This is a genomic window from Hymenobacter rubidus, assembly GCF_016734815.1.
Lineage (GTDB): Bacteria > Bacteroidota > Bacteroidia > Cytophagales > Hymenobacteraceae > Hymenobacter > Hymenobacter rubidus.
Window position 1 is genome coordinate 14,219 of record NZ_JAERQF010000002.1, and the last position, 25,055, is coordinate 39,273.

A 25,055-nucleotide genomic window follows, 5' to 3' on the forward strand; every position below is an offset into this window, starting at 1 on the left:
TTCCTTACCATGGCTGCAAAAAAACCCATTATCCTTACCATCGACGACGACACCCAGGTGCTGGCCGCCATCACGCGCGACCTGCGCCAGGAGTTCAGCCAGGACTACCGGATTCTGCGCGTCAACTCCGGCCCCGAGGGCCTGGCCACCATTCAGGAGCTCAAGGCCAAAGAAGAGCCCTTGGCCCTCATCATTGCCGACCAGCGCATGCCCGACCTGGAAGGGGTAGAACTGCTCACGGCTTCGCGCGAGTTTTACCCCGATGCCAAGCGAGTGCTGCTCACGGCGTATGCCGACACGGAAGCCGCGGTGCGGGCCATCAACTCGGCCCGGCTCGACCACTACCTGATGAAGCCCTGGGACCCGCCCGAAAACCTCCTCTACCCCACCCTGCACGACTTGCTCGACGCCTGGCAGGTAACGCACAAGCCGCCCTTCGACGGCGTGCGCCTGATTGGCTTTCAATGGTCGCCGCTTTCGCACGAGTTGAAGGACTTCCTCAGCGGCTACATGGTGGGCTACCAATGGCTGGATTACGAAACGAGCCCCGAAGCGCAGGATTTGGTGAAAGCCCGCGGCTTTGCAGCCACCGACTTGCCGCTGGTCATCTGTGCCGATGGCAAAACGGTGCCCAACCCCACCAAGGCTGAACTGGCCGACCACCTGGGCATTGCCAATAAGCCGCTGCAGGAGATGTACGACGTGGTGGTGATAGGCGCCGGCCCCAGCGGCCTGGCCGCCGCCGTGTACGGTGCCAGCGAAGGCCTCAGAACCCTCATTGTGGAGCGCCAGACGCCCGGCGGCCAGGCCGGCACCAGCTCCCGCATCGAAAACTACCTGGGCTTCCCCACCGGCCTGAGCGGCGCCGAGCTGGCCTACCGCGCCTGGACCCAGGCCGTGCGCCTCGGGGCCGAGTTCCTGGCCCCGCAGGAAGTAGCCAAGCTCTGCGTGCAGGACGGCTACAAGGTCCTCACCCTCACCGATGGCCGTGAAATCAGCACCAAAGCGGTGGTGATGACCACCGGCGTCAGCTACCGCACGCTCGACGTGCCGGGCATCGACCGCCTCAGCGGCGCGGGCGTGTATTATGGTGCGGCCCGCACCGAGGCCCGCAGCTGCGGCGAGCAGGACGTGTATATCGTGGGCGGGGGCAACTCGGCCGGGCAGGCGGCGATGTATTTGTCGACTTATGCCCGCAAGGTGTTCATCGTCATTCGCGGGGCCAACCTGGCCGCCAGCATGTCGGCTTACCTGATTGAGCAAATTCGCCATACGCCCAACATTGAGCTGCTGCCTTTTTCCCAAATCAAAGAAGTGTGCGGGCAAGACCACCTTGAAGCCGTGATGGTCGACATCAACGGCACCGTTGAAAAGCGCCCGGCTCGCGCCCTCTTCGTCTTCATTGGCGCCAAGCCCAGCACCGAATGGGTGCACGACCAAGTGCTGTGCGACAGCAAGGGCTTTCTGCTAACCGGCCGCGACCTCGTAACCGACCCGCGCTACGCTGCCGTGTGGAAGCAGACCCGCGAACCGTTTCTGCTCGAAACCTGCGTACCCGGCATCTTCGCCGCCGGCGACAGCCGCGCCGGGGCCATGGCCCGCGTAGCGTCCGCCGTGGGCGAGGGCAGCATGGCCATCAAGTTTGTACACCAGTACTTAGACGAGTAACGCTTCGCTCCATGAAGAACGAGGAGTGAGGAATGAAGAATTATCCAACGACAATTCTTCATTCCTCACTCCTCATTCTTCATGGAGCCAAAGGCGTCTTACTCTTCCAGCATCAACTGGTCGGGTAGGTGCATCAGGTAGTCGCCGTAGCCGCTTTTGCGCAGCGGAGCGGCAATAGCCCGTAGCTGGTCAGCATTGATAAAGCCTTGGCGATAAGCCGCCTCCTCAATCGAACCTACTTTCAGGCCCTGACGCTGCTCAATGACTCTCACAAATTCGCCGGCCTGCATCAGGCTTTCAAACGTGCCCGTGTCGAGCCAAGCCGTGCCCCGACCCAGGATACCTACTTTCAACGTGCCACGTTTCAGGTACTCGCGGTTTACATCGGTGATTTCGTATTCGCCGCGGGGGCTCATTTCGAGGTTTTTGGCAATTTCGACTACGTCGTTATCGTAGAAATACAGCCCTGGCACAGCGTAGTTGCTCTTGGGCTTGGCCGGTTTTTCCTCAATGCTAAGGGCTTTCTTATCGGCATCGAACTCCACCACGCCGTAGCGCTCGGGGTCGTGCACGTGGTAGGCGAACACCACGCCGCCCTCGGGGTCATTGTTGGCTTTCAGGAGTTCCTCTAAACCCGAACCGTAGAAAATATTGTCGCCCAACACCAGCGCCACTTTGTCTTTCCCAATGAAATCAGCGCCCAGCACGAAAGCCTGGGCCAGGCCATTGGGCACTTCCTGTATTACGTACTGAAAATCACAGCCGAGATTTTTGCCGTCGCCCAGCAATTTCTTAAACTGCTCCTGGTCGTGGGGAGTGGTGATAATCAAGACCTCCCGAATGCCAGCCGACAGCAAAATCGACAGCGGATAATAAATCATCGGCTTGTCGTACACAGGCATGAGCTGTTTCGAAACGGCCAGCGTGAGCGGGTGCAAACGGGTGCCGGAGCCGCCGGCGAGGATAATTCCTTTCATGAAATTTGAGGTGTTAGAACGTCATGCAGAGCGCAGCGAAGCATCTCGCGTGCAATAGTAATTCAACCGATTGATATAATGCTACACGCGAGATGCTTCGCTGCGCTCTGCATGAAAACGAATTAATTTCTCTCTTGAATAAACGCTTGGTTGGCCCGGAACCAGTCCAGGGTCTGGCGCAGCCCTTCGCGGATGCGAATCTGCGGGTTGTAGCCCAGCAGGTTTTGGGCTTTGGAGATGTCGGCCAAAGAGTCGCGAATGTCGCCGGCCCGGTCGGGGCCGAACTTCGGCGCCAGGTCCGAGCCGGCTTCTTCGCGTAAAATGTCATACATCTGCACCAGCGACGTCCGGTCGCCCACGGCAATGTTGTAAACCTGGCCCAGCGCTTCGGGCTTTTGCACCAATGCGGCGCGAATGTTGGCCTGCACGCAGTTCTCTACGTAGGTAAAATCGCGGGTCTGGCCGCCGTCGCCGTTGAGCGTGGGCGGCGTATTGTTCAGTATGGCGTCAATGAACAACGGAATCACGGCCGCATAAGCTCCGCCGGGGTCTTGGCGGGGACCGAAGATATTGAAATAGCGCAGGCCGATTATCTCCATGCCGTAGGTGCGGGCAAATACGTCGGCGTACAGCTCGTTGGCATATTTCGTCACGGCATAGGGCGAAAGCGGCTTGCCAATCCGGTCTTCTACTTTGGGCAAGCCGGGGTGGTCGCCATAAGTGGACGACGAAGCGGCGTACACGAAGCGCTTCACGCCCGCATCCTTTGCCGCGGTCAGCATCTGCACAAAACCGCCCACGTTCACGTCGTTGGTCAGCACGGGGTCTTTGATGGAGCGGGGCACCGAGCCGAGGGCCGCTTCGTGCAACACCACGTCTACGCCGGCGCAGGCGGCAGCGCACACCGCTGCGTCGCGAATGTCCCCGTCCAGAATTTCCAGGCGGGAATCTCCGGCAAACAGCGCCAGGTTTTTGCGGAAGCCGTTGGAATAATTATCCAAGGTCCGCACTTTTTTCACGCCGTATTTCAGCAGGTACTCCACGATGTTGGAGCCAATAAAGCCCGCACCACCGGTAACGAGAAACGTCAGGTTATCAAGCGGCTGCTCGTGGAAAGGGGTTTCGTACACTTTGTTTAATTAAGAATAAGGAATGAAGAATGAGGAATTGTTACTGACGAATCAGGCGAAGCAATTCTTCATTCCTCATCCTTCATTCCTCATTGAGCGCAGCGCTACCGTCCCGCGTACTGCTTCTGGTTGTAGTCCTGGTAAGCACCGCTCGTTACGCTGTTGAGCCATTCTTCGTTGGCGAGGTACCAGTCTACGGTTTGGGCGAGGCCTTGTTCGAAAGTCACGCTCGGCTTCCAGCCCAGCTCGTTCATGATTTTCGAGGAGTCGATGGCGTAGCGCATGTCGTGGCCGGCGCGGTCGGTCACGAACTTGATGAGCTTGCGCGAGGTGCCCTGGGCCTGGCCGGTTTTCTGGTCCACCACGTCGCAGAGCAGCTCGATGAGCTTGAGGTTCTGCCACTCGTTCACGCCGCCGATGTTGTAGGTATCGCCGTTTTTGCCCTTGTGAAACACCGCGTCGATGGCCGTGGCGTGGTCCTTCACAAACAGCCAGTCGCGCACGTTTTCGCCTTTGCCATACACGGGCACCGGCTGGCCGGTACGCAAGCGGTGAATGGCCAAGGGAATCAGCTTCTCGGGGAAGTGATTGGGGCCGTAGTTGTTGGAGCAGTTGCTCAGCTTGATGGGCAGGCCGTACGTATGATGCCAGGCGCGCACAAAATGGTCGGAGCTAGCCTTAGAAGCCGAGTAAGGCGAACGAGGGTCGTAAGCCGTTTCCTCAGTGAACATTTCGGGACCGAAGTCCAATGAGCCGTATACCTCGTCGGTGCTTACGTGGTAAAACACGTGGCCATCGTAGCCGCCGGGCTGCCACAGGTTGCGCGCCGCATTCAGCAGATTCACGGTGCCGATGACGTTGGTTTTCACAAACGCCATGGGGTCGGTGATGCTGCGGTCGACGTGCGACTCGGCCGCGAGGTGAATCACCGCGTCGGGCTCTTCGTTGGCAAAAAGCTGGTCGATGAAGTTCTGGTCGGCAATATCGCCCTTGATGAACTTGTAGTTCGACGCGTTTTCAATGTCGCGCAGGTTCTCCAAGTTGCCGGCGTAAGTCAGCGCGTCGAGGTTGAGAATCTGGTAGTCGGGATATTTCGTAACGAAGAGCCGAACTACGTGGGAGCCGATGAAGCCGGCGCCGCCGGTGATGAGAATTTTCATGGGTTGGATTATTAAATTGTTGACCTGTTAAATGGTTAAACTGTCGGAAGGCTTATCAGCCCAGGCAATTCAGCCATCCAACAGTTCAATAGTTCAGCCATTTTTATGAAGGGTTTGCTGCCATTTCCAGGCACTTGCCAAAGAGTCCAGCAGTGACGTTTCGGTTTTAAAGCCCAGCACCTGCTCGGCTTTGGTAGCATCGGCGTAGATGGCCGGCACGTCACCGGCCCGGCGTGGGCCGATGTGGTAGTTCAGCTTCAGGCCACTGGCCTGCTCAAAGGCCTGCACCACCTCCAGCACCGAATTGCCGTGGCCCGTGCCCACGTTGAAGGTCTCGACCACCTCACTGGCCTTACGGTCCAGCAAGCGCTGCACCGCAACCACGTGCGCTTTCGCGAGGTCAACGACGTGAATGTAGTCCCGGATATTGGTCCCGTCGGGAGTGTCGTAATCGCCGCCATTGATGGTGAGCTGCTCCCGAATGCCCGCCGCCGTTTGGGTAATGTAGGGCACCAGGTTGTTGGGCACTCCCAGGGGCAATTCCCCAATTTTAGCGGAATTATGGGCCCCGATTGGGTTGAAATAGCGCAGCAAAATGGTGTGCAGCTTATTGGTGGGCGCGGCCGAAACGTCGTGCACCACATCCTCGCACATTTGCTTGGTGCGGCCGTAGGGCGACGAAGCCGGCTTGCTGGGCGTGGCTTCCGTTACGGGCAGGGCATCGGGAATACCGTACACGGTGCACGAGGACGAAAACACCAGGTTTGTTACCTCAAACTCGGTCATCACTTCCAGTAGGGTCAATAGCGAACCCACGTTGTTCTGGAAATAGGCCAACGGCTTCTGCACCGACTCGCCGACGGCTTTGTACGCCGCAAAGTGTATGACGCCGTCAATCTTTTCCTCCGTCTGAAAAACAGTGCGAAGGGCCGCGTTGTCGGCGCAATCGATGCGATACGTGGGTACTTTGGCGCCAATAATGGCTTCAATACCGGCCAGCGCCGATTCTTCCGAATTGCTAAAATTGTCGACTATAACCGGCTGATAGCCCGCTTGGTATAGCTCCACCACGGCGTGAGAGCCGATGTAGCCGGCGCCGCCGGTAACGAGAATTTTCATATTGTTAGCGACTAGCTGAAAGCCATTAGCGGTTAGCTTTTTTGGCTATTGCTCCCATAGACAGAGAGCTAACAGCTAATAGCTATTGGCTAACAGCTCAATAAATTATAAGCTCCAGTAATGCAGGTCCTTCATTTTGCCGCGGTACAGGCCCTTGATGTCCACCAGCACGGCGTTATCGGAGGTGATGGATTTGAAATAGGCCTCGTCTTTCTCGGCATAGGGCTGGTGGCTCACGGCCACAATCACGGCGTCGTAGTCGGCACGTACGTCATCGTTGTGGGTGAGGCGGAAGCCGTATTCGTGGTGCAGCTCATTGGAATCGGCGTGCGGGTCAACGATGTCGACATTTACCGAGAAGTTTTTCAACTCCTGAATCACGTCGGCCACCTTGGAGTTGCGAATATCCTCCACATTTTCTTTGAACGTAGCGCCCATCACCAGCACTCGGCTTTTGGCCACGTCCTTGCCTTTTTTAATCATCATCTGCACCGTCTTGCGGGCAATGTAGGCACCCATGTTGTCGTTGGTGGTGCGGCCCGAAAGAATAACTTTGGCGTCGTAACCCAGCTCTTTGGCCTTGTAGGTCAGGTAGTACGGGTCGACGCCGATGCAGTGACCGCCTACCAGACCGGGCGAGAACTTCAGGAAGTTCCACTTGGTGCCGGCGGCTTCCAGCACCTCGTAGGTGTTGATGCTCATGCGGTCGAAAATCATCGACAGCTCGTTCATCAGGGCAATGTTGACGTCGCGTTGCGTGTTTTCAATGATTTTGGCGGCCTCGGCCACCCGAATGCTGCTGGCGCGGTGCACGCCGGCTTTCACCACCAGCTCGTATACCTTGGCAATCACGTCGAGCGACTCCTCGTCGCAGCCGCTCACCACCTTCACGATGCGGGTGAGGGTGTGCTCCTTGTCGCCGGGGTTGATGCGCTCAGGCGAGTAGCCAACTTTGAAATCAACCGGAAATTTCAGGCCCGAAAGGCGTTCCATCACCGGAATGCAGTCTTCCTCGGTGCAACCGGGGTACACGGTGCTTTCGAATACCACGTAGTCGCCTTTCTTCAGCACTTTGCCCACCGACGACGACGCGCCGAGCAGGGGCTTGAGGTCGGGCTGGGCATGCTCGTCGATGGGCGTGGGAACGGCCACGATGTAGAATTGGGCCTGGCGCAATACCTCCAGCGAATCGGTGAACGTGATGTCGCAGCCCTCAAAGTCTTTTTTCTCCAGTTCGCCGCTGGGGTCAATGCCCTGCTTCATCTGGGCCACCCGGCCGGCGTTGATGTCAAAGCCGATAACCTTGAGTTGCTTGGCAAACTCAAGGGCGATGGGCAGGCCCACGTAGCCGAGGCCGATAACGGCCAGCGTGGCCTCTTTGCGCAATAATTGGTCGTACACTGCTGGAATTATGAGTTATGAATTATAAATTATGAGTTCACCCGGGGGCGTTTGGCTGCGTTAGGCACCACGGGCCTCACCGAGTGTTCGTCGGGGCTCAACTGGTAAGCCTCCCCGCTTTCCGGGCACGTCGCACGGCCTTTTTCGTCAAAAGTGAGGCGGTGCCCGTAGGCACTCATCCAGCCTTGGGGCTGCGCAGGCGTGCCGTATACGAGGGCGTAGGCGGGCACGTCGTGCGTGACCACGCTTCCTGCTCCCACAAAGGCGTAGCGCCCCAAGCGCACGCCGCATACGATGGTGGCATTGGCCCCGATGGTGACGCCCTGCTCCAGATACGTGGTCAGGTATTGGCCGGGCCCTTTGCGAGCCACCGCGCTGCGCGGATTTTTCACGTTGGTGAACACCACGGAAGGGCCCAGAAACACGTCATCTTCGCAGATGACGCCCCCGTAGAGACTGACGTTGTTCTGCACCTTCACATTGCGGCCCAGGGTCACGCCGTCGGCCACGAAAACATTCTGGCCCAGGTTGCAGTCTTCGCCAATATCGGCGCCGGCGCACACGTGGCAAAAGTGCCAGATGCGGCTACCCCGGCCTACCTGGCAGCCCTCGTCGAGGACGGCAGTGGGATGGGCGTAGTAATCGGGCGTAGCGTGGGGCATGCGGGGTGCGGGTAGTTTCGGCCCGCAAAGGTAAGGAGAAGGGCGGGGTTGGCTTCGTACTTTTGGGTAATTCGCTTATTTCGCTTGTATTATGGAGCAACCTGCCTTTCAAGCTGACCCCACGGCCTTTGTTTCGCCCGAAGACTACCTACGCCTAGAGCGTGCGGCGGAATTCAAGCACGAATATTATCAGGGTGAAGTGCGGGCCATGGCCGGCGCCGGCTACGCGCACAACCTGATTTGTGCAAACCTGACAGGAGAGTTATATAGTCGCCTGCGCGGCAAAGGGTGCTCCGTAGTGGGCAGCGACCAACGCCTGCAAATCATGAGCGGCAGCGCCTTCGTGTATCCGGACCTGACGGTGGTGTGCGGCAAGCCAGAATTTAACGATGGCCAAAAGCCTGACACCCTGCTAAACCCCACGCTACTGGTCGAGGCACTATCGCCCAGCACCAGCCTCTACGACCGCAGCGACAAGTTTATGCTGTACCGCCAAGTACCAAGCCTGCGCCAGTACCTCACGCTGGACGCGCAGTCGGTTCACGCCGAATTGCATACGCTGGACGAGCTCGGCCGCTGGGTGCTCACCGAAACCCGCGACCTCAATGCCGTGCTGGACTTGAGTTGCATTGGCTGCCAAGTGCCGCTGGTGGAGGTGTACGCGGGAGTTGAATTTGACTAGCGCTTATGGCTTTGCGCCAAGAATTGCATGCAGCATTGCAGCTAGGCCGTAGCCGAATGAAATCAGGAGGTAAAAGCAAAAGCTTAGGTAGGTCAACCAAAGCATCCCGATGAATGCGGCCACTGATTCGCCCACGTGTCGCTGCCGTAAGGCCCACGCCAGCAGGCCAGCATTGAACGCCATTCCCAGTCCCCAACTGACCAACGCATTTGTCTCCACAGCTGCTTGGGACAAAGCGAAACCGCCATCTGACGCATTCACAGGCGCTTTTACAAAGTCAATGTAAAGCCCCATATACGACCATGCACTATCAAGCACGAGCAACACCAAAAGCATCACAAAGAAGCGGGGCCAGGCGGACCAGAGGTTTCCCATTTGCTGGTACGGCATAGCAGCTGCTTGTTAAAGCTTCACGCACACGTTCTGCGCTTCGGTGAAAAACCGTAAGGCTTCCAAGCCGCCTTCGCGGCCCACGCCGGAGTTTTTCATGCCGCCGAAGGGCGTGCGCAGGTCACGGTGTAGCCAAGTATTTATCCACACAATGCCGCTGTGTAGCCGATGCGCCACGCGGTGCGCGCGTTGCAAGTCGCGGGTCCAGATGGTGGCCGACAGGCCGTAGTCGGTGCTGTTGGCCATCATCAGGGCCTCTTCATCGGTGTCGAAGGGCGTAAGCGTCACTACGGGGCCAAATATTTCTTCCTGGTTGGTGCGGCAGTCAAACGGCAGGCTTTCGAAGACAGTGGGCTCCAGGAAGTAACCACCTTCGCAACGGCCGGGCACGGTGACGCGGTGGCCGCCGGCCAGGAGCCCCCCCCCTTCTTCGTGCGCCAGTTTAATGTAGGCCAGCACTTTGTTTAAGTGGGCCTCACTCACCAACGCGCCCTGCTTGGTATCGGTTGCGAGTGGGTCGCCTATTTTTTGGCCCTTAAGCTGCTTGAGAAACTCGCTTTTAAACGCCTCATATATGGGCCTTTCGATGAATATCCGGGAGCCGCACAGGCAAATCTGGCCCTGGTTGGCGAAGCTGCTGCGGATGCTGGTGGCCACGGCCGCAGCCAGGTCGCAATCGGCAAATATCAGGTTGGGATTCTTGCCGCCCAGCTCTAGGCTAAGCTTTTTGAACATGGGCGCGGCAGTGCGGGCCAAGTGCCGCCCGGTGGAAGTGCCCCCCGTGAAGCTGATGGCCTTAATGCCCGGATGCTCCACCATGGCCTGCCCGCAGTTAGGGCCGTTGCCGTGCACGATGTTGAGCACGCCCGCCGGCAGGCCCGCTTCAATGCATAGTTCGCTCAGTAAAAAAGCCGTAGCGGGGGTGATTTCTGACGGCTTGGCCACTACGCAGCAACCCACGGCCAAGGCCGGCGCAATTTTCCAAGTGAAGAGGTAAAGCGGCAGGTTCCAGGGCGAAATGCAGCCGACCACACCCACCGGGTGGCGCACGGTGTAGTTTACGGCCACGCCTTCCTGCACGTGGGCTTCGGTGGCGAAATGACCGGCAGCCGTACCAAAAAAGTGAAAGTTGCTGGCCGCGCGCGGAATGTCCATCACGCGGGCCAGGCTCAGGGGCTTGCCGTTGTCCTGGCTTTCGGCCTGGGCCAAGCGCTCCAGATTGGCATCGATTAGGTCGGCAATTTTGACCAGCAGGCTGCCCCGGCCTTCGGCCGGCAGGGCCCGCCAGGCTGGCAGAGCAGCTTCGGCGGCAGCAACTGCGGCGGCTACGTCTTCGGGGCCGGAATCGGGAATCTGGCCGTAGACTTGGCCGGTAGCGGGCTCGATGTTGTCGAGGTAGCGGCCGGCGAGCGGTGGCGCGAGCTGACCGTTGATATAGTTGTGAATGCGGAGCATGAGCGGCAATTGTGTGGGCAGCACCAAAAGTAGATACTGGCTCCAACAAGTGACATCTTGTCTGAAGCGGTGGCCTTCGATGGCTACCCATACCTTTGTCTCTAATTTGCCGGCTGCTCTAGCATCTACCAATTATTTGCTTATGAATTTCAACGCCTTATTCTCACAATCCGACAATGCTACTGAGCGCCCGTTTTACCTGTGGCCAACAGCCGTTTTGGCGTTGACGGTGCAGGCGGTTGTGCTGGCTAACACGTACGCTTCGTTGCTGTTTAACCCGGGCCAATATTTGATTTGCAGCCACTATGATGGCATCAAAAGCTACTTTTCCCTGGCTTCGTTTCTGAGGCAGCCCCTAAGCGATGGAATGTTGATACACGGCCATAACTACCCGTTTGGGGAATACATCTATTACACCGACTGTGCGCCGCTGCTAGCGGCCCCGTTGCATTGGCTGGTGCAGACGGTACCAAGCCTGGGGCCGTATGGGCTGTATTTCTTTGACCTGTTTATTTTGAGCGGTTTGGTGGTTTCCACCGGCCTGTTGGTTCTGATACTGCGTCGGCTGGGCCTGCCGGCTTGGTTTACGGTATTGCTGGCGGTGACCCTGCCCTGGCTGGCACCTCAGGCGTATCGGTTGCAGGTAGGCCATATGAGCCTTAGCTACACGCCAGCCATACTGTTTACCGCCTGGGGATTACAGCGGCTGTACAACGCGTGGAAAGCTAGCCGGCCGTTGGGCAAGCACTTTGGGCTGCTGCTGGCTGGCGTTGTGGCCGCGTCGTGGCTGCATTTCTACTATTTGCCACTCATGAGCGGCTTGGTTGTCCTATTTGTAGCCGTACTCTTGATTGAAAGCTGGCGTACGCACCGGCCGTGGCAAGGGCTGGTGCTGGGTACAGCGGGCTTGCTGGCAGGCGCCGTGGCCCTTACCTGGGGGCTGCTGCAGGTGCTGGACGGCCGCTATAGCCAACGCCCCGTGGGCAGCAATGGCTACGATTGGATAGAATGGAAACTGCAGTTTAGCTCGCTCTTCACCGGGTATATCTACAACAAGGTCCGTTTTCCCTTTGAGCGCACCAGTGGCGTCCCATACGAGTCGGTGTCTTATCTGACCGGCTTCGTGCTCTTTGGCTTGCTGGCGGTGGCAGTGCTGGCCCTGTTGCGCCGCCTGCCCAAAGAGGCGCACCTTTCTCACCAATTGGCCAACGAAAACGCAGGGTTTGTGAAATATTTCCTGCTGGCGGCCATCCCAATGGCCATTATCGCCCTGGGAGAAAGCATTGACATCGATAACGGCAACTACATCCTCTATAATTACCTGAACGTGTTTCGCTGGCTGCATAAGCTCACCGACCGGGTAACCCAGTTTCGAGCGCTGGGACGCTTTGTCTGGCCTTTCTGGTGGGCAGTGCTGTTGGGCTTTGGCTGGTATGCGGCTCAGTGGCGGCGCATCCCGGGGCTGCGCTGGGTGCTGCCGGTGCTGTGCGGGCTTCTGGTGACTGACGCTGTGAATGCCGTCCAATTCTACCACACCGAAACCCAACGCCCCAACCTGCTGGCCCAAAGTGGGGAGCTGGAGCCCATGCAACAGCTGGTGGGCTGGCCCAAGGCAAACCGCTATCAGGCCATCTTGCCTATTCCCTTCTACCACGCCGGCACCGAATGGCAGGACGAGCCCAGCAACTTCAACACGGACCCGGACGACCCCCACTGCAACCGCACCTACCAACTATCGATGGTGACCGGCCTGCCGCTCATGTCACAGAAAGCGACCCGGTCCATCAGCAGCCAAGCCGAGCAGTTGTATTCCATGTTTAAGCTCGGTGGGCCGGACCCCGCCCTGCTGGCATTACTCGACCAGCGGCCCATCCTGGTGTTTGTGGATACTGCTTATTTCGACGGGCGCAACAATTATTACCGCGACCTGCTGCGCGAGCGCCCCACGATGAAGGCGGTCTATGAGCGGGAGCCCGCTTTCATTCAGGAGCAAGGCATGCGGCGCATCCGGCACCAGGGCAGTTGGTCGCTATACGAGTGGTTTCCCAAAGGCACAGCCGCAGCGGCATCGCGGCTTTAGCGCGTAATAATACAGCGAGCGCATGCCCTGCGGGCTTATCGCTTTTGCGGCGGCCGACGGTCCGGCTACTACGGCTAAATCCCCCTATGTTTACGCTTTCAATACCTTCCCGATGGATTTAAAAGAACTGGAAAACGGCGTTAACCCGGAAACACATTGGTACTACCAGAGCAAAAAGCTGCCCCTGTTTTTCTATGCTGAACGGCTGCTGAATAGCGGCCATCCCCTGACCATCGTGGACGTGGGGGCTGGCTCTGGGTTCTTCGCGCTGGAGTTAGAGAAGCACTACCGCGCTTCCATTGCGAAAGTGTACCTGGTTGATATAGGCTATTCTGCCGAAGAAATAGCCAGCACGAAAGGTCAAAAAATTGAAAAAGTGGTCGCCATTCCCTCCGTCATCGAAAATGCACTTGTGCTGCTGATGGATGTGCTCGAGCACCTTCCCGATGACTTGGCCATGCTTCAGTCCATCAAGGAAGCCTGCGTAGGCACGAATAATTACTTTTTCATCACAGTACCGGCGTTTCAGTCCCTGTGGAGCGGGCATGACGTATTTCTGGGGCACTACCGCCGCTACCGTATTCCCATGCTGCGCCAAGTATTGGAAAAAGCGAAGTTTCGCCACATTAGCAATTACTACCTCTACGGCAGTCTGTTTTCCCCTATTTGGGCCGTGCGGCGCCTCAGTAATCTTTCCAAAAAGGAAGCCGCCTCGAACATGCGGCCCGCCCATCCAGTCATCAATCGCCTACTTCTGGGCCTGACCAGTGTCGAAATGAAATTCACCACTGCCAACAAGCTTTTTGGGGTGACATGCGTCGGGCAGGGCCAAATTTAACGACTGCTTCTTGATGACATCACTGCCCTGGCCCTAAGCATTCGCCCTATCGAGCCCGATTTAGGGTGTCCAAAGTTTACCGCGCACCAGCGTCAGCACAAGGATTAGGTTGAACTCATTGCTAGCTTTGCAGTAGCCTTTGATTAACTCCAAAATCTTTTGCGCTTTCTCTCCCTTGTTATTCCCGCTTATAACGAAGCCGCAAGGCTAGGCAGTACGCTTAAAAAAGTACTGGCCTACCTTCACGCGCAGCCTTTTCACAGCGAGGTCATCGTCGTCGATGATGGGTCCACTGATGATACGGTGCAAGTCGTGCAAACCATTTTTGCTGGCCGAACAGAAAACATTCTTACCCGCTTAATCAGCTATCCGGTCAATGAGGGCAAAGGGTATGCCGTGCGCAAAGGGCTGCTGGCAGCCGAAGGCAAAGTAGCGGTGTTCTCCGATGCGGATTTATCGACGCCCATTACCGAACTGCCAAAAGTGCTTGACCCCATTATGACCGGCAGCTTCGATGTGGTCTTTGGTTCTCGCGCGCTCGAACGCAGCTTAATTGGCGTGCACCAGCCGTGGTTGCGGGAGCAAAGCGGGCGGCTCTTCAATACGATTATGCAACTGGTGACCGGACTGCCGTATGCCGATACCCAGTGCGGCTTCAAAGCATTCCGACTCGACGTCTGCCGTCCGCTCATTGAAAATGCCATCCTGAACCGATTTGGGTTTGACGTAGAACTGCTTTACTTAGCCCACAAGGCAGGCTTGCGTCTCAGTGAGCAGCCCGTGCGCTGGGACGATGCTGCTGGCAGCAAAGTGGGTATTTTCAGTGGCATTGATGGCTTCCGCGAACTATACCAGTTGCGCCGCCGAGCTGGGAGCGGCTATTACAATGCGGCTTTGCAGCGTACGCGCCAAACGGTAGCCGAAGGGGTTGGAACACCGGAAGATGCTTCCCTCCCCATGCACATCCATAACAAGTGATAGTGCGAACTCAAGTCCCCGGTGACGTTGCAGGCCACGACAACCAGTCCAGCTTAAGGGGTCACCGTCAATCTGTTCTGAAACACAAGGCTTTCGCATTTGATTGCGCCATGCTCTGGCGTTTAAGCATCAGAAATATCCGATGCTTGTGTGAAAGCCCACCGTCTATTTAATGTAATACGTCCCTACACAAGTGGGCATAAGGCTTCGTCTTTTCAGAAGCGCGGCACAGTATTTTTGCTATCCCATGTTTGTGTCTGGGCACTGCAGTATAATTATATGATTCCTTCAAAGGCTTCACGCTGGTCGTTCCGCCCACGTCCCTACCACGTCGCGGCAGCGTTGTTTTTTATTGTATTAGGGGCTGCCTTCTATACTCCTTACCTTTCCGAACTGCCAACCGGTATTCATACCTGGGCCCAGTGTGACCGGCTGGCCCTCGCATTTAATTTCTACGATTACGGGCTGCATTTTCTAACGCCTCAAACGTACTCGCTTGCATCGATTGGCGGAGTAACAGGGGTAGAGTTTCCGCTACAAGCTTACTTAGCGGCGCTTGGCGGCTTGGTTTTTGGGCGCGGCAGTATTGTTACGCTGTTTCGGCTACTTGATGTTGCGATGGTCGTATTGGGGTTTTATTACCTTTTTCGGCTCGTGTACGAGCATACCGGGCATTTTATAGCCGGATTGGTACCGGGAGCCTTTTTGCTGGCTTCGCCTTTTTTTGCCTTCTACGCAGGCAGTTTCATTCCCGACCCGTTTAGCCTGAGCATCAGCTTTATTGCCTATTATTACTGGTTTTGCTTTTTCGAAAAAAGGCGCTTTGTTGATTTACGGCTTTCGCTGTTGCTACTGGCTTTGGCGGGCCTCATCAAAACTACTTGCGCCATGCATTTTGGGGCTGTTGCGGGAATCACGCTGCTATGGGCTTTTTTGCAGCCCCAGCTTCTGTTACCCAAGGAGCGCTGGCAACTGCTTCTGGTGTCAGCGGCTGGCGCGGGGCTTATTGTGGTCTTTTTCCTGCATAATCAATACCTCAACGCCACCTACCAGTCGTGGATGTTCAAATCGAGTGCGAACCCGGTGGAAGGCGTGGACGAATGGCACGAAGTGATTTACTCCATTCGGCAGAATTGGCTGCAAGAGTACGCAACCAGCACGCAATACCGAACCCTGGGCGTCTGCCTAGGGCTGTTTCTGGTATTCTTGCTTCCTAATTTGCGTCGCTTTCTGCCCCTGACGCTGTTGTTCGGGGCATCGGTCCTTATCGCCTACGCTTTCACCCAGATAATGGGCGCCGGGCTTGGCGTTCACGATTATCACATGATATGTGCAATGGGTCCCCCGGCCATGCTGTTGCTGGTACTGGGTTTGCTGAACCTCGGGCGCTACGCAGGACGAGTTCGTCTGCTTACCAGTGTGGGCCTGGGCGTACTGGTGTTTTTTTTGGTGGCCAACGGCTACAAGCGTCTGCACCGACGCATGAGCGACGACTACCCGCCCTTCACGCCCTACGCCCACGTGTGGATGCGGGGCGGAGCTGCCGAACTTGCCAAAGCCGGGGTCCCTGCAGGGGCCAACATTTTGGCATTCAATGAAGGTGCGCCAAACGTTGCGTTGGTTTATTTCGACCGCCGCGGTATTAACTGGCAGCCCGAAAACGTGGCGACAGTTACCTCCGATAACTTTCTCGACCGCATGGCTATCGATAGTCTTGACTATGTAGTAATGGCCCCCAGTGTGTACGCACAAATGGCCCCGCAACACGCGGCCATGGCCATCGACTTTGAAACCGTGGGCCAGCAGCCCGCCGTCGTGTTGCGCCGACGCAATCGCCTGCACCCTTGGTAGGTGCTATGCCAGAGCTCTTCCGACTGATAATCAGCTATGTAATGTCTCAAGTAATTCAAAAAATTTGGCTTCTGCTTTTGTTCGCCCTATGGGCTTCGGGATGCGAGCCTCGTAATGGAAGGTTCGAGACTAAGCAACACGAGCTAATGCATACCAGCTTCGAAGACGTAGCAGGCTGGATGCCCGAAATACCGCCGTCCCTTGCCACGGAGAAGGCGCACACTGGGAAATACTCCATCCGCGTAGACGCGCAGAATGCTTATTCGCTCACCTACCGTGCCAGTTTGGGCGCGCTGAGTAGCGGCCACCGGCCACGCCGGCTCACCCTTAGCGCTTGGGTATGGGTGCCCAGCTTCCGCGAAAACGCGGTAATTGTGGCGGCTGTCACCAACCCCAGCGACCCCGACCACCCTATCATGAGCAAGTACGTGTACCTCAACGACAGCGGTCCATTTGAGAAGTGGAAGTACGTGAGCCGCGACTTGGACCTGCCCGCCGAGATTCATTCTACTACTCAGCTGGTGATTTACCTCTGGAGGGTAAACGCTCAGGAGCCGGTGTATGCCGACGACCTGCGCCTCACCGAGCTGTGGTAGCAGTACCGGGTATTCTTACCTGTTTCCTTAATCAATAACTCTTACCTACTAAACCCTTTACGTTTTCTGATTTTATGAAGACTCCCCTACTTTTGCTGGGCTCCCTGGTGGCCCTGACGGTTGCAGGCTGCGGCGGCAGCGACAGTTCCGCGGCCGACCCCAGCCTGCTGGTCAGCTGCGACTTTGACACCCTGGCTGGCTGGCTGCCCGAAGCTCAGAGTGGCATGCTCAGCCGCGATAAGGCCCACTCTGGCCGCTACGCGATAAAAGTGGAGCCCGGTCACGATTACAGCCTGAGCTATAAAGCCCCCCTAGGCCAGCTGCACGAAACGCGCGTTAAAAAAATTAAGGTGACGGCCTGGGCATTCGTGCCAACGGCCGATGCCAAAGCCTCGCTCGTGGTAACTGTGGGTAACTCGGACCCTGCCAACGACAAGCCGCTGATGTGGGATGCCGTGGAAGTGAACAGCACAAAAGACACGGGCAAATGGACCGAAGTGAGCAAAGAGTTTACCATTCCCGACAATGCCATGCCGACCAGCCCGCTGGGCGTTTACCTGTGGCGCACCGGCGGCAGCCAGCCCGTGTACCTCGACGATTTGCGCATAAAGGCGGTAGAATAAGGCAGTACCGGGGCCGCCGGCAGGGCCGGGGCGCTGGGTTTGGCTGCTGCACGGGGGCCGGCTAGTGCAGCCGGCCCCCGCGTTGGGTTTAGGCGGGGGCTAGTGCCCCTTGCGGGGTGTTGTCAGGCCGTCGTCGGTTTCGCGAATCAAGTAGGGGGGGCGCTGCTTGGACTGCACGAACAGCCGGCCGAGGTATTCGCCCATGATGCCCAGCACCAACAATTGAATGCCCCCAATAAAGAGCACACTTACCAGCACGGAGGCCCAGCCCGATACGGCCCGGTTGGTGAAGAGCAACACATAGATGGCATAAAAGGCATACGCAAAGGCCACGGCCGATACGCAGACGCCCGCCAGCGTGGCAAAATGCAGGGGCCGTACGCTGAACGAGGTGATGCCGCTGAGGGCCAGTTTCACCATTTTGCGCACCGTGTACTTGGTGGTGCCCCGAAACCGGGGCTCGGGGGTGTACTCCACTCGTTTTTGCCGGAAGCCTACCCAATGCACAAACCCACGCAGAAACAACTCCACATCGGGACTGGCCCGTATTACGTCTACCACGCGCCGGTCCAGCAGGCGGTAATCAGCAGTGCCCGGCTCGAAGCTCACGCTTGACAGCTTGTTCATGAGGCCATAAAACGCAGCCGAGGTCTTCCGCTTTAGCCAAGGCAGTTTTTCGTCATCGCGGCGCTGGGTGTATACGATGTCGTAGCCTGAGAGCCAGTGCCCCAGCAATTCAGGAATGAGGCGCGGCGGATGCTGCAAGTCGGCGTCGAGCGAAATAACACAGTCACCAGTGGCGTAGTCGAGGCCGGCGCGCAGGGCACTTTGGTGGCCAAAGTTGCGGGCCAGCAGGAGGTAGTGCACTTCCGGGTCTTGGGTGCGCATGTCGCGCAGCACGCGCTCGGTGCCGTCGCTTGAGCCGTCGTCCACGAATATTAATTCCCGCTCGTAGCGCCCGCCCAAATGCTCTTTGATGCGGGCGCACACTTCGGGCAGGTTTTCTTCTTCGTTGAAGGCTGGAATGACGATGGAGATGCGCATAGAACGCGGGAAGGTAGTGAAGGACCGTACCAGCAAAAGGTGAACAGAACCAGCCCGGCCGCCAAAGCTACGGCGCAGGTACCGGCAGGCCTCAGGGGTTCAGGGGGTAGGTATTCTTGATTAGCTGACGTTGCGCGCCGGTGCCCACGTAGTAATACACATCGGTATTGAGCGGGCGCACCAGCAGGTCATCCACCAGCAGGTCGCGGTTGTCGTAGAGGATTTCGAGGCGCACGGCTGTGGGCGCACGGCGGAACGGCACCACCACCCGCACCCAGTCGCCGAGCACTTCGGTGGCGTGGCGCGCATCGGCGGTCTGGTGGTCTATTTCCCGACCACCGGCTTCGTATTGCTTGATTTGCATGTTGCCAAGGCCATAATTCGACTTGGCATACATCCACACCGAAGCCTCGTAGCGGCCGGTGTCGGCTGGCATGGGCAAGGGACCGTCGTATAGCGTAGAGAAGCCCTCTTTGGGTGCATAGAAAGCGCCGGCCCCGAGGCGGCCCCGGCGGTCGGGGGCGCTGTCATAGCCCTGCACTATTACGCCAGCCGGCGTGGTAACCCGCAACCCGCCGGCCCGCGCGGGCAGCGCAGGCAGCAGCGAATCGGCTTTGGCTCGCTCCCGGGCAAGCGAAGTAGCCCCCAACGCCGCCAGCGGCAGTTCATAGAGGGACCCTTCAGGGGCCTGCACCAACAAATGGCCCAAGCGCACGAGGCGCTGCTCGGCTTCGGTGAGGGCGTCGGGCGTGACAAGCAGCAGAATCGGCTTTTGGCTGGGAAAAGCCGCTAGCAACGTTTTGGGTATCAACTCGCTGCTAAATAGCTGAATGTGCTGCATTACCTGTCCTACCGAGGCGCGGGGAATGTAGCTGGCCAATAGCGGCAGGCCCGTGGTAGCAGACATTTTATACGCTTGGTAAAACGAGTTACCACTGCCGCTCAAGTCAAATTTATCGGTGCCGATATTGAAATATGGCAGCGGCATGATAGCTTGAAAATCAGAAATTTGACGCTTCGACCATGTCATTCGACTGGCTAAGCTGGTATTGGGGTCCAGGAAGTCATTGGCCCCCACGGCTTCTGATACCTGGGCTGCTTTGGCCGAGACTTGGTACCAAGCATCAATGGCCCAGAAAAGTATCAGTGCCAATCCGGCCAAAGCCACCATCGGCTGGCGCCGCAGGCGCAGAAAGCGCCACGCCCGATAAAGGTAATAGGCCGTGAAAGTAGTGGCCACGTAGTAAAACGGCCACGCAAAGCGCCCTAGCGAACGGAATTGCTTCACCGGCCCGGCGTAGTCCGTCAGAGCATCCAGCCAGCGCCACTTGAAGGGGTAGCCAAAGGAAAGCAGCAGCAGCAGGCCGGCGGCCCACAGCCCGGTGCGCAGGTGCAGCGGCAGCGCGGGCCGGCCCAGTTGCCACCACCTTCGGCGGCGCACCACGCTGCCCAGGCCCACCACCAGCGCCACTACGAGGGTGGCCGTGCACACTAGCCCAACGTAGGCAAGGCCTTCGTAGCTGTCGCTGCTGCCGGGCAGGTGGCGCTGCCACCAGTCGTGCAGCTTCCCCAGCGCGGGCGTGAATACGGTGCCTGGAGTGGCCACGTACACCAGCAGGCCGTAAGGGTTGGGGGGGCGGTCGGTTACGGGGTCGGTGGCCCAGAGGTATGCCCTAAACAGCAACAGCGGCAGCAGCGCCGCCACAAGCATGCGGCCCAGCCAGCGCCGCATATTGGGCTGTTGCATGCCCAGCACCAGCACATGCCCCAACAGAAAAAAACAGCCCAGCGCTAGAAAATACGGCATCACCGTGGCCATAAACAAAGTGCTGGCCACAAATGCGCCGTACCATTGCCACCGCGCTGGGGCTTCTTGCATGCGGATGATGCAGTACCACAGCAAGGGCACAAACCATGCATAGCTGAGTGCCAAATGAGCGTCGAGGCGCAGCACCTGGGGAGACATGAAGCCGATAAGCAGCGCCAGTACGGCGGCGTAGACCACCGGTAGGCGCGTGCGGCGCAGAATGGCGTAGACCACCACCGGCGTTATCAGCAGCGACGACAAGGCAGCTGAGTTAATAATGGCCACCGCGTAGCGCCCTGTTTCTACCCCGTGGCGCTGCAAAAAGCCCATCGTGACGGCCAACAGCGGTTGGAGACTGGGGTAGTTGAAATGCTCACCAAACGGATAATTCATCCCTGTGAATTGGGTGCCCGTGTTGTGCATAGCGTAAAACGCCGTGACGTAATAGCTTTGAAGAGCGTCGCCGCCGGCCGTCACAAAATGGTCGTTGGGATAGACCAGCATCGGCCAGAACAAAACAGCGGTCAGCACCGCAGCAGTCAGCGCCACGCCAGCCATCCCCAGCCAATGCGCCCTAGCAGAAGTTGAACTCATGGGAAAAAGTAATTAGACATAACGTTCTGACCCGACAATGCGCCCGGGTGCCCAAACCGGACTTCCTAAGCTTCAAAACTACGGCCAAATCAGCGAGCACCCTTGGCCTAAACGCACGCCGGTCGGGCAGTGGTGTTTGCCGGCTTGGCGTGAAAGACCTTTGCGCGGACACGGTGGCGAGGCTAGCCGCCGGTAAGCATCCGTTTTTTTGTTTACTTGCCTAATGGACCTCCTGCTCTACTACTTAACTCCTTCCATCAGACGACGCATAACCAAGCCGGTACAGGCCCTGCTATTTATTGGCCTGATGTGGCTGGCCGCAGCGCCCTCAACACTGGCACAGCACCGCATAAATTACACTGACTGGCGCCTCGAGTGGGCCGAGGAGTTCAATACGCCCTTGGATACCGCCCTCCTGGCCCAGCGGTGGCGGTTTGCGTTCCCGTGGGGTCGCAGCCAGACATCACCTATTGACGATGGCTACTCAACCGCCGAAACGCTGCACCAGGGCAATGGCGTGCTGAATATGACCATGGAGCGCCGCCGCGCGCCCCGGCCCTACCGGGGCAAGCTGCTGCACTACGACACCCCCATGCTCATGAGCAGGCACCCGGCCGACTCGCTGCGCCCTCAGAACTGCAATCCCACCGATGACGGCTTTAGCTACGGCTTATTCGAGGCGCGGGTGCGGCAGCCTAAAAGCGACGCTGCCGCCTCCGGCTTTTGGCTGTACGGGGGCGCCCCTGATGAAGTCGATATTTTCGAAACCAACGCCAATGTGCTCACCAACAACGTACACCTACTGCCCGGCAATTACTGGCGACCGTCGCGCCGCGAAGACCTGACCAGCCAAAGCAAGTTCTACAATACCGACCCGGCCGGCAACCTGCACGAGCAGTTCCATACCTATGGCGTCAGCTGGCTGCCTAACGAAATCACGTTTTATTTCGACGGCGTTCCCATTCGCCGCGAAACTCGGTTTGTACCAGCCGGCTGCACCATGTCGCTGATTTTGAACATAGCGGCCCTCGCTTGGGCCCGCGAGGAAGCCGATACGATGGTGGTCGACTACATCCGGGTGTACCGGCCGCGCCGGTTGCCCACCGTGCCCGTTGTGCAGCGTCCCAGCGGTAACTTCCCGCAAACCGAGCTGGCTTGGCTGCCCGCCGAGGAAGCCCCCGGCCGGCCTGACCAAGCCACCCATCAAACCTGGCAGCTGGCCGCCGAGTCCCGGCAGCCCCACCGCCTCACCCTGCTCCTGACCGACAATTATAACCCGCCTCGCGACCTTGCCCTGCCGCTGCCTATTGCCGGCCGCTGGGCCCCTGCCTGGCACCAAAATGGCGGCACGCCGGAGCTGAAGGTGCAGGTCGCGGCCCCTGACTCAGTGCACTGGACTGTGTGCGACGTGCGCGGCGCCCCCGTGGCCGCCGGCGTGGCCCCGGGTGGGGGCACTTGGCAGCCGCGCTGGGCGCTGCTGGCGGCCGGTGCCTATGCTCTGCACTTGCAGCAGGGCATGGCCCGCGCCGTGCATCCGCTTATCATCATCGAGCGCCCCGCCAATTCAAAGCCGACGGCCGAATGGCAAGAGTCCGCACCCGTTGCCCCAAACCCGGACTAGCTGCGTGCATAGACCAATTCAGGGCAGCAAACTGCTGCCCTGAATTGCCGTAGCTTTGCCCCAAAGAACCTCAATCACAATAATGGCGAAACAATTGATTAATCCGGCTAGCCTGATGATTCTTGGGTTGCTCTTGGCCGCGTGCTCCGACAAAGATGCTGCCGCGGTGCAGGGAACGGTGGTCACACGCAACGACTTCGAGAGCATACAGGGCTGGAACGGCACCGACGATGCTACCATCAGTAGCGAGCGGGCCCACTCGGGCAAATATGCAGTGCGGGTAGGCCCAGCCAACGAGTTTGGCTACACCTACATCCGCAGCTTAGGAAAAATGAGCATAGCCAAAGTGAAAGCCGTAACCGTATCGGCGTGGGTGTGGGTACCGAGTGCCCAGGCCACGAGCAGTTTGGTAGTGGAGATAACGCATTCACCTGAGATTAACAAGCCCGTTTTTTACGGTCGCATGCCCTTGGTTGATGCCGTCAAAAAGTTCAAGGAATGGCAGCAGGTATCGCAGACGTTTACGCTACCCGACTCGGTGCAAACCACCAACCAATTCAAATGCTACCTGTGGCGAGCGGGCGCTACCGAAAACGTGTACGCCGACGACATAACCATCAGTATCAGCAACTAGGCTGCCGGTTCGCCAGAAAGTTGACCCGCCCATGCGAAAGGTCCCGGCAAACAGTCGAGCCGGGCCCCTCGGATTTCTTTTGCATTTGCCTGCGTGTTTTCACGCCAGCTACCGGGCCAGCAGCCCGTATTTGATAATGCAGTAAATAGCCCGGAACCCGTCGCGCCAGCCTATTTTCTTGCCTTCCGCATACGTCCGGCCATAGTAGCTGATGCCTACTTCGTAGATGCGGGCATCCTTGACGCGTGCTACTTTGGCCGTTACCTCGGGCTCGAAACCGAAGCGTTTTTCCTCAAGCTTCAGGCCCTGAATAATGTCGCGCCGAAACAACTTATAGCACGTTTCCATATCCGTAAGGTTCAGGTCGGTGCACATGTTGGAGAGGAAGGTAAGCCAGGCATTGCCGATGCTGTGCCAGAAGAACAGCACCCGGTGCGGGTTGCCGCCCATAAAGCGCGAGCCAAATACCACGTCGGCAAAGCCTTTCAAAATCGGCTTGAACATTAGGTTGTATTCCTCGGGGTCGTACTCCAAGTCGGCATCCTGAATGATGACATAGTCGCCGGTTGCTTCCCGAATGCCCGTGTGCAGCGCGGCGCCTTTGCCTTGGTTCACCGTGTGCTCCAGCAGGCGCAGCTGCATTTCGGGGTAACGCGCGGCGTAGGCACGGATGGTTTCGGCCGAGGCATCGGTGGAGCAGTCATTAACGAGGATAATTTCCTTGCCGATGTCGTTTACCAGTTTCAACTCGCGCAGCAAATCCAGAATCTGGTGAATAGTCCGCGCCTCGTTGTAGACCGGAATAACAATGGAAAGGGTGTCGAATTTTACCAAAACAGGTAGCCGTTAGCGTAGCGCGCCACAAAAGTAAGGTTTTGCGGGGGAGCGGGCCAATGGCGGCTGTTTTATCCCGCAGAGCTGTTATAAGCTCCCCGTGCGGCCGCCGTCGACCGGTGTGCTGGTGCCATTGATGTAGCCTGCCGCTGGCGAGGCCAGAAAGGCCACGGCGGCGGCAACTTCTTCGGACTGCCCAAAGCGCCGGGCCGGAATCGACTTCAGCATATCGGCTTCGATGGTTTCGGCGGGCTGCCCGGTCTGAGCCATTTTTTTCTCGATGAGCGAGGTGTGGCGCTGGGTGAGGGTGGCCCCCGGCAGCACGTTATTGACCGTGATGCCGTAAGGCCCCAGTTCGTTGGCAAGGGTTTTGGCCCAGCTGGCCACGGCTCCGCGCATGGTGTTGCTCACCCCCAAGCCCGGCAGCGGAATTTTTACCGAGGTGCTGATGATGTTGATGATGCGCCCAAAGCCCGCGGCCTGCATGCCCGGCACCACGGCCTGCGCCAGCAAATGGTTGCATACGATGTGCTGATGGAAAGCCAGCTGCAACGCAGCCACCGGAGCCTCGAGCAGGGGGCCACCGGGAGGGCCGCCGGTGTTGTTTACCAGAATCTGGAAGGCGTTGGGGTGCTGCGCGAGGTAGGCTTGCACCACTTGCGCCAACTGTTCGGGGTGGTCGAAGTCGGCGACCAAATAGTCGTGGGCCTGGCCGGTGGGCGTAGGCAGCTCGGCAGCGGTTTCACGCAGGCGTTGCTCGTTGCGGGCCAACAGGGTAATGGCGCAGCCGCTTTCGGCCAGCGCCACGGCCACCGCCCGGCCAATGCCTTGGGTGCTGCCGCCCACAAGAGCACGGCGGGAGGAAAGGGGAAGTGACATAGCTTGTTGAAATTAGCAGTAAAAAATGGGCA

General features: G+C 58.2%; 22 protein-coding genes. 10 read left to right on the forward strand and 12 right to left on the reverse strand.

From position 1 onward, the window contains the following. Positions 1 to 9: 9 nt before the first annotated feature. On the forward strand, positions 10 to 1,668 hold the full coding sequence (locus JKL48_RS01375) for an FAD-dependent oxidoreductase (protein WP_201977624.1): 1,659 nt from the start codon (positions 10 to 12) through the stop codon (positions 1,666 to 1,668). A gap of 98 nt (positions 1,669 to 1,766) precedes the next feature. Here the strand turns inward: JKL48_RS01375 and rfbA are convergent, their stop codons facing one another. The 6 genes from rfbA to JKL48_RS01405 all read right to left on the reverse strand — a co-directional run bounded on the left by rfbA (position 1,767) and on the right by JKL48_RS01405 (position 8,117). Beyond that, positions 1,767 to 2,645 carry a glucose-1-phosphate thymidylyltransferase RfbA gene (gene rfbA / locus JKL48_RS01380; protein ID WP_201977626.1) on the reverse strand — a complete coding sequence of 293 codons (879 nt, stop codon included), beginning with the start codon at positions 2,643 to 2,645 and terminating at the stop codon, positions 1,767 to 1,769. A 122-nt stretch (positions 2,646 to 2,767) separates the two neighbouring features. Continuing rightward, complete coding sequence (locus JKL48_RS01385) at positions 2,768 to 3,775, reverse strand: SDR family oxidoreductase (RefSeq protein ID WP_201977627.1); 1,008 nt, start codon at positions 3,773 to 3,775, stop codon at positions 2,768 to 2,770. A gap of 104 nt (positions 3,776 to 3,879) precedes the next feature. Beyond that, the gene (gene rfbB, locus JKL48_RS01390) at positions 3,880 to 4,935 is read right to left on the reverse strand and encodes a dTDP-glucose 4,6-dehydratase (RefSeq protein ID WP_201977628.1); all 1,056 of its coding nucleotides are present in this window, start codon (positions 4,933 to 4,935) and stop codon (positions 3,880 to 3,882) included. A 93-nt stretch (positions 4,936 to 5,028) separates the two neighbouring features. Further along, positions 5,029 to 6,054: a UDP-glucose 4-epimerase GalE gene (gene galE / locus JKL48_RS01395; protein ID WP_201977629.1), complete on the reverse strand. Its 1,026-nt coding sequence runs from the start codon at positions 6,052 to 6,054 to the stop codon at positions 5,029 to 5,031. 105 nt (positions 6,055 to 6,159) lie between these two features. Then, positions 6,160 to 7,455 carry a nucleotide sugar dehydrogenase gene (locus tag JKL48_RS01400; protein WP_201977632.1) on the reverse strand — a complete coding sequence of 432 codons (1,296 nt, stop codon included), beginning with the start codon at positions 7,453 to 7,455 and terminating at the stop codon, positions 6,160 to 6,162. Positions 7,456 to 7,484: 29 nt separating this feature from the next. Next, entirely contained in the window at positions 7,485 to 8,117 is a 633-nt protein-coding gene (locus tag JKL48_RS01405; RefSeq protein ID WP_201977634.1) for an acyltransferase, read from the reverse strand. A gap of 91 nt (positions 8,118 to 8,208) precedes the next feature. On the opposite strand from JKL48_RS01405, the gene JKL48_RS01410 reads away from it, so the two are divergent. Continuing rightward, entirely contained in the window at positions 8,209 to 8,799 is a 591-nt protein-coding gene (locus JKL48_RS01410) for a Uma2 family endonuclease (protein WP_201977635.1), read from the forward strand. Positions 8,800 to 8,802: 3 nt separating this feature from the next. Here JKL48_RS01410 and JKL48_RS01415 read toward each other — a convergent pair whose 3' ends face one another. Beyond that, positions 8,803 to 9,174, reverse strand: coding sequence for a hypothetical protein (locus JKL48_RS01415; RefSeq protein ID WP_201977636.1), 372 nt, complete (start codon positions 9,172 to 9,174; stop codon positions 8,803 to 8,805). Positions 9,175 to 9,201: 27 nt separating this feature from the next. After that, on the reverse strand, positions 9,202 to 10,644 hold the full coding sequence (locus JKL48_RS01420; protein ID WP_201977637.1) for an aldehyde dehydrogenase: 1,443 nt from the start codon (positions 10,642 to 10,644) through the stop codon (positions 9,202 to 9,204). Between the two features lie 367 nt (positions 10,645 to 11,011). Here JKL48_RS01420 and JKL48_RS01425 point away from each other — a divergent pair, with 367 nt between their 5' ends. From JKL48_RS01425 to JKL48_RS01450, 6 genes are all read left to right on the forward strand, one after another. After that, a complete protein-coding gene (locus JKL48_RS01425; protein ID WP_201977638.1) occupies positions 11,012 to 12,724 on the forward strand; it encodes a hypothetical protein in 1,713 nt (570 codons plus the stop codon). 22 nt (positions 12,725 to 12,746) lie between these two features. Then, positions 12,747 to 13,562 carry a class I SAM-dependent methyltransferase gene (locus JKL48_RS01430; RefSeq protein WP_201977639.1) on the forward strand — a complete coding sequence of 272 codons (816 nt, stop codon included), beginning with the start codon at positions 12,747 to 12,749 and terminating at the stop codon, positions 13,560 to 13,562. A gap of 159 nt (positions 13,563 to 13,721) precedes the next feature. Further along, positions 13,722 to 14,540, forward strand: coding sequence for a dolichyl-phosphate beta-glucosyltransferase (locus tag JKL48_RS01435; protein WP_201977641.1), 819 nt, complete (start codon positions 13,722 to 13,724; stop codon positions 14,538 to 14,540). Between the two features lie 279 nt (positions 14,541 to 14,819). Then, the gene (locus JKL48_RS01440; protein WP_201977643.1) at positions 14,820 to 16,391 is read left to right on the forward strand and encodes a glycosyltransferase family 39 protein; all 1,572 of its coding nucleotides are present in this window, start codon (positions 14,820 to 14,822) and stop codon (positions 16,389 to 16,391) included. 146 nt (positions 16,392 to 16,537) lie between these two features. Next, positions 16,538 to 16,987, forward strand: coding sequence for a hypothetical protein (locus JKL48_RS01445; protein WP_201977644.1), 450 nt, complete (start codon positions 16,538 to 16,540; stop codon positions 16,985 to 16,987). Positions 16,988 to 17,061: 74 nt separating this feature from the next. Beyond that, positions 17,062 to 17,610 (forward strand): carbohydrate binding domain-containing protein, encoded by a 549-nt coding sequence (locus tag JKL48_RS01450; RefSeq protein ID WP_201977645.1) that lies wholly within the window; start codon positions 17,062 to 17,064, stop codon positions 17,608 to 17,610. Between the two features lie 99 nt (positions 17,611 to 17,709). Here the strand turns inward: JKL48_RS01450 and JKL48_RS01455 are convergent, their stop codons facing one another. Together JKL48_RS01455 and JKL48_RS01460 are read right to left on the reverse strand one after the other, a co-directional pair. After that, positions 17,710 to 18,654: a glycosyltransferase family 2 protein gene (locus tag JKL48_RS01455; RefSeq protein ID WP_201977646.1), complete on the reverse strand. Its 945-nt coding sequence runs from the start codon at positions 18,652 to 18,654 to the stop codon at positions 17,710 to 17,712. A gap of 91 nt (positions 18,655 to 18,745) precedes the next feature. Continuing rightward, positions 18,746 to 21,055, reverse strand: coding sequence for a hypothetical protein (locus JKL48_RS01460; protein ID WP_201977647.1), 2,310 nt, complete (start codon positions 21,053 to 21,055; stop codon positions 18,746 to 18,748). 223 nt (positions 21,056 to 21,278) lie between these two features. On the opposite strand from JKL48_RS01460, the gene JKL48_RS01465 reads away from it, so the two are divergent. Then, positions 21,279 to 22,676, forward strand: a complete 1,398-nt coding sequence (locus tag JKL48_RS01465) for a glycoside hydrolase family 16 protein (RefSeq protein ID WP_201977648.1) — start codon at positions 21,279 to 21,281, stop codon at positions 22,674 to 22,676. A gap of 82 nt (positions 22,677 to 22,758) precedes the next feature. After that, positions 22,759 to 23,310, forward strand: coding sequence for a carbohydrate binding domain-containing protein (locus tag JKL48_RS01470; protein WP_201977650.1), 552 nt, complete (start codon positions 22,759 to 22,761; stop codon positions 23,308 to 23,310). Between the two features lie 108 nt (positions 23,311 to 23,418). On the opposite strand, the gene JKL48_RS01475 is transcribed toward JKL48_RS01470, so the two are convergent. Both JKL48_RS01475 and JKL48_RS01480 read right to left on the reverse strand, forming a co-directional pair. Further along, positions 23,419 to 24,144, reverse strand: coding sequence for a glycosyltransferase family 2 protein (locus JKL48_RS01475; protein WP_201977652.1), 726 nt, complete (start codon positions 24,142 to 24,144; stop codon positions 23,419 to 23,421). A gap of 87 nt (positions 24,145 to 24,231) precedes the next feature. Continuing rightward, positions 24,232 to 25,023, reverse strand: coding sequence for an SDR family oxidoreductase (locus JKL48_RS01480; RefSeq protein WP_201977654.1), 792 nt, complete (start codon positions 25,021 to 25,023; stop codon positions 24,232 to 24,234). Positions 25,024 to 25,055 lie beyond the last annotated feature (32 nt).

Coding starts and splice junctions, on each gene's coding strand:
- JKL48_RS01450 (WP_201977645.1), top strand. CDS start 17,062: ATGAAGACTCCCCTACTTTTGCTGGGCTCCCTGGTGGCCCTGACGGTT.
- JKL48_RS01455 (WP_201977646.1), bottom strand. CDS start 18,654: ATGCGCATCTCCATCGTCATTCCAGCCTTCAACGAAGAAGAAAACCTG.
- rfbA (WP_201977626.1), bottom strand. CDS start 2,645: ATGAAAGGAATTATCCTCGCCGGCGGCTCCGGCACCCGTTTGCACCCG.
- JKL48_RS01440 (WP_201977643.1), top strand. CDS start 14,820: ATGATTCCTTCAAAGGCTTCACGCTGGTCGTTCCGCCCACGTCCCTAC.
- JKL48_RS01405 (WP_201977634.1), bottom strand. CDS start 8,117: ATGCCCCACGCTACGCCCGATTACTACGCCCATCCCACTGCCGTCCTC.
- galE (WP_201977629.1), bottom strand. CDS start 6,054: ATGAAAATTCTCGTTACCGGCGGCGCCGGCTACATCGGCTCTCACGCC.
- rfbB (WP_201977628.1), bottom strand. CDS start 4,935: ATGAAAATTCTCATCACCGGCGGCGCCGGCTTCATCGGCTCCCACGTA.
- JKL48_RS01415 (WP_201977636.1), bottom strand. CDS start 9,174: ATGGGAAACCTCTGGTCCGCCTGGCCCCGCTTCTTTGTGATGCTTTTG.
- JKL48_RS01480 (WP_201977654.1), bottom strand. CDS start 25,023: ATGTCACTTCCCCTTTCCTCCCGCCGTGCTCTTGTGGGCGGCAGCACC.
- JKL48_RS01410 (WP_201977635.1), top strand. CDS start 8,209: ATGGAGCAACCTGCCTTTCAAGCTGACCCCACGGCCTTTGTTTCGCCC.
- JKL48_RS01420 (WP_201977637.1), bottom strand. CDS start 10,644: ATGCTCCGCATTCACAACTATATCAACGGTCAGCTCGCGCCACCGCTC.
- JKL48_RS01430 (WP_201977639.1), top strand. CDS start 12,747: ATGCCCTGCGGGCTTATCGCTTTTGCGGCGGCCGACGGTCCGGCTACT.
- JKL48_RS01465 (WP_201977648.1), top strand. CDS start 21,279: ATGGACCTCCTGCTCTACTACTTAACTCCTTCCATCAGACGACGCATA.
- JKL48_RS01460 (WP_201977647.1), bottom strand. CDS start 21,055: ATGAGTTCAACTTCTGCTAGGGCGCATTGGCTGGGGATGGCTGGCGTG.
- JKL48_RS01425 (WP_201977638.1), top strand. CDS start 11,012: ATGTTGATACACGGCCATAACTACCCGTTTGGGGAATACATCTATTAC.
- JKL48_RS01445 (WP_201977644.1), top strand. CDS start 16,538: ATGCATACCAGCTTCGAAGACGTAGCAGGCTGGATGCCCGAAATACCG.
- JKL48_RS01375 (WP_201977624.1), top strand. CDS start 10: ATGGCTGCAAAAAAACCCATTATCCTTACCATCGACGACGACACCCAG.
- JKL48_RS01470 (WP_201977650.1), top strand. CDS start 22,759: ATGGCGAAACAATTGATTAATCCGGCTAGCCTGATGATTCTTGGGTTG.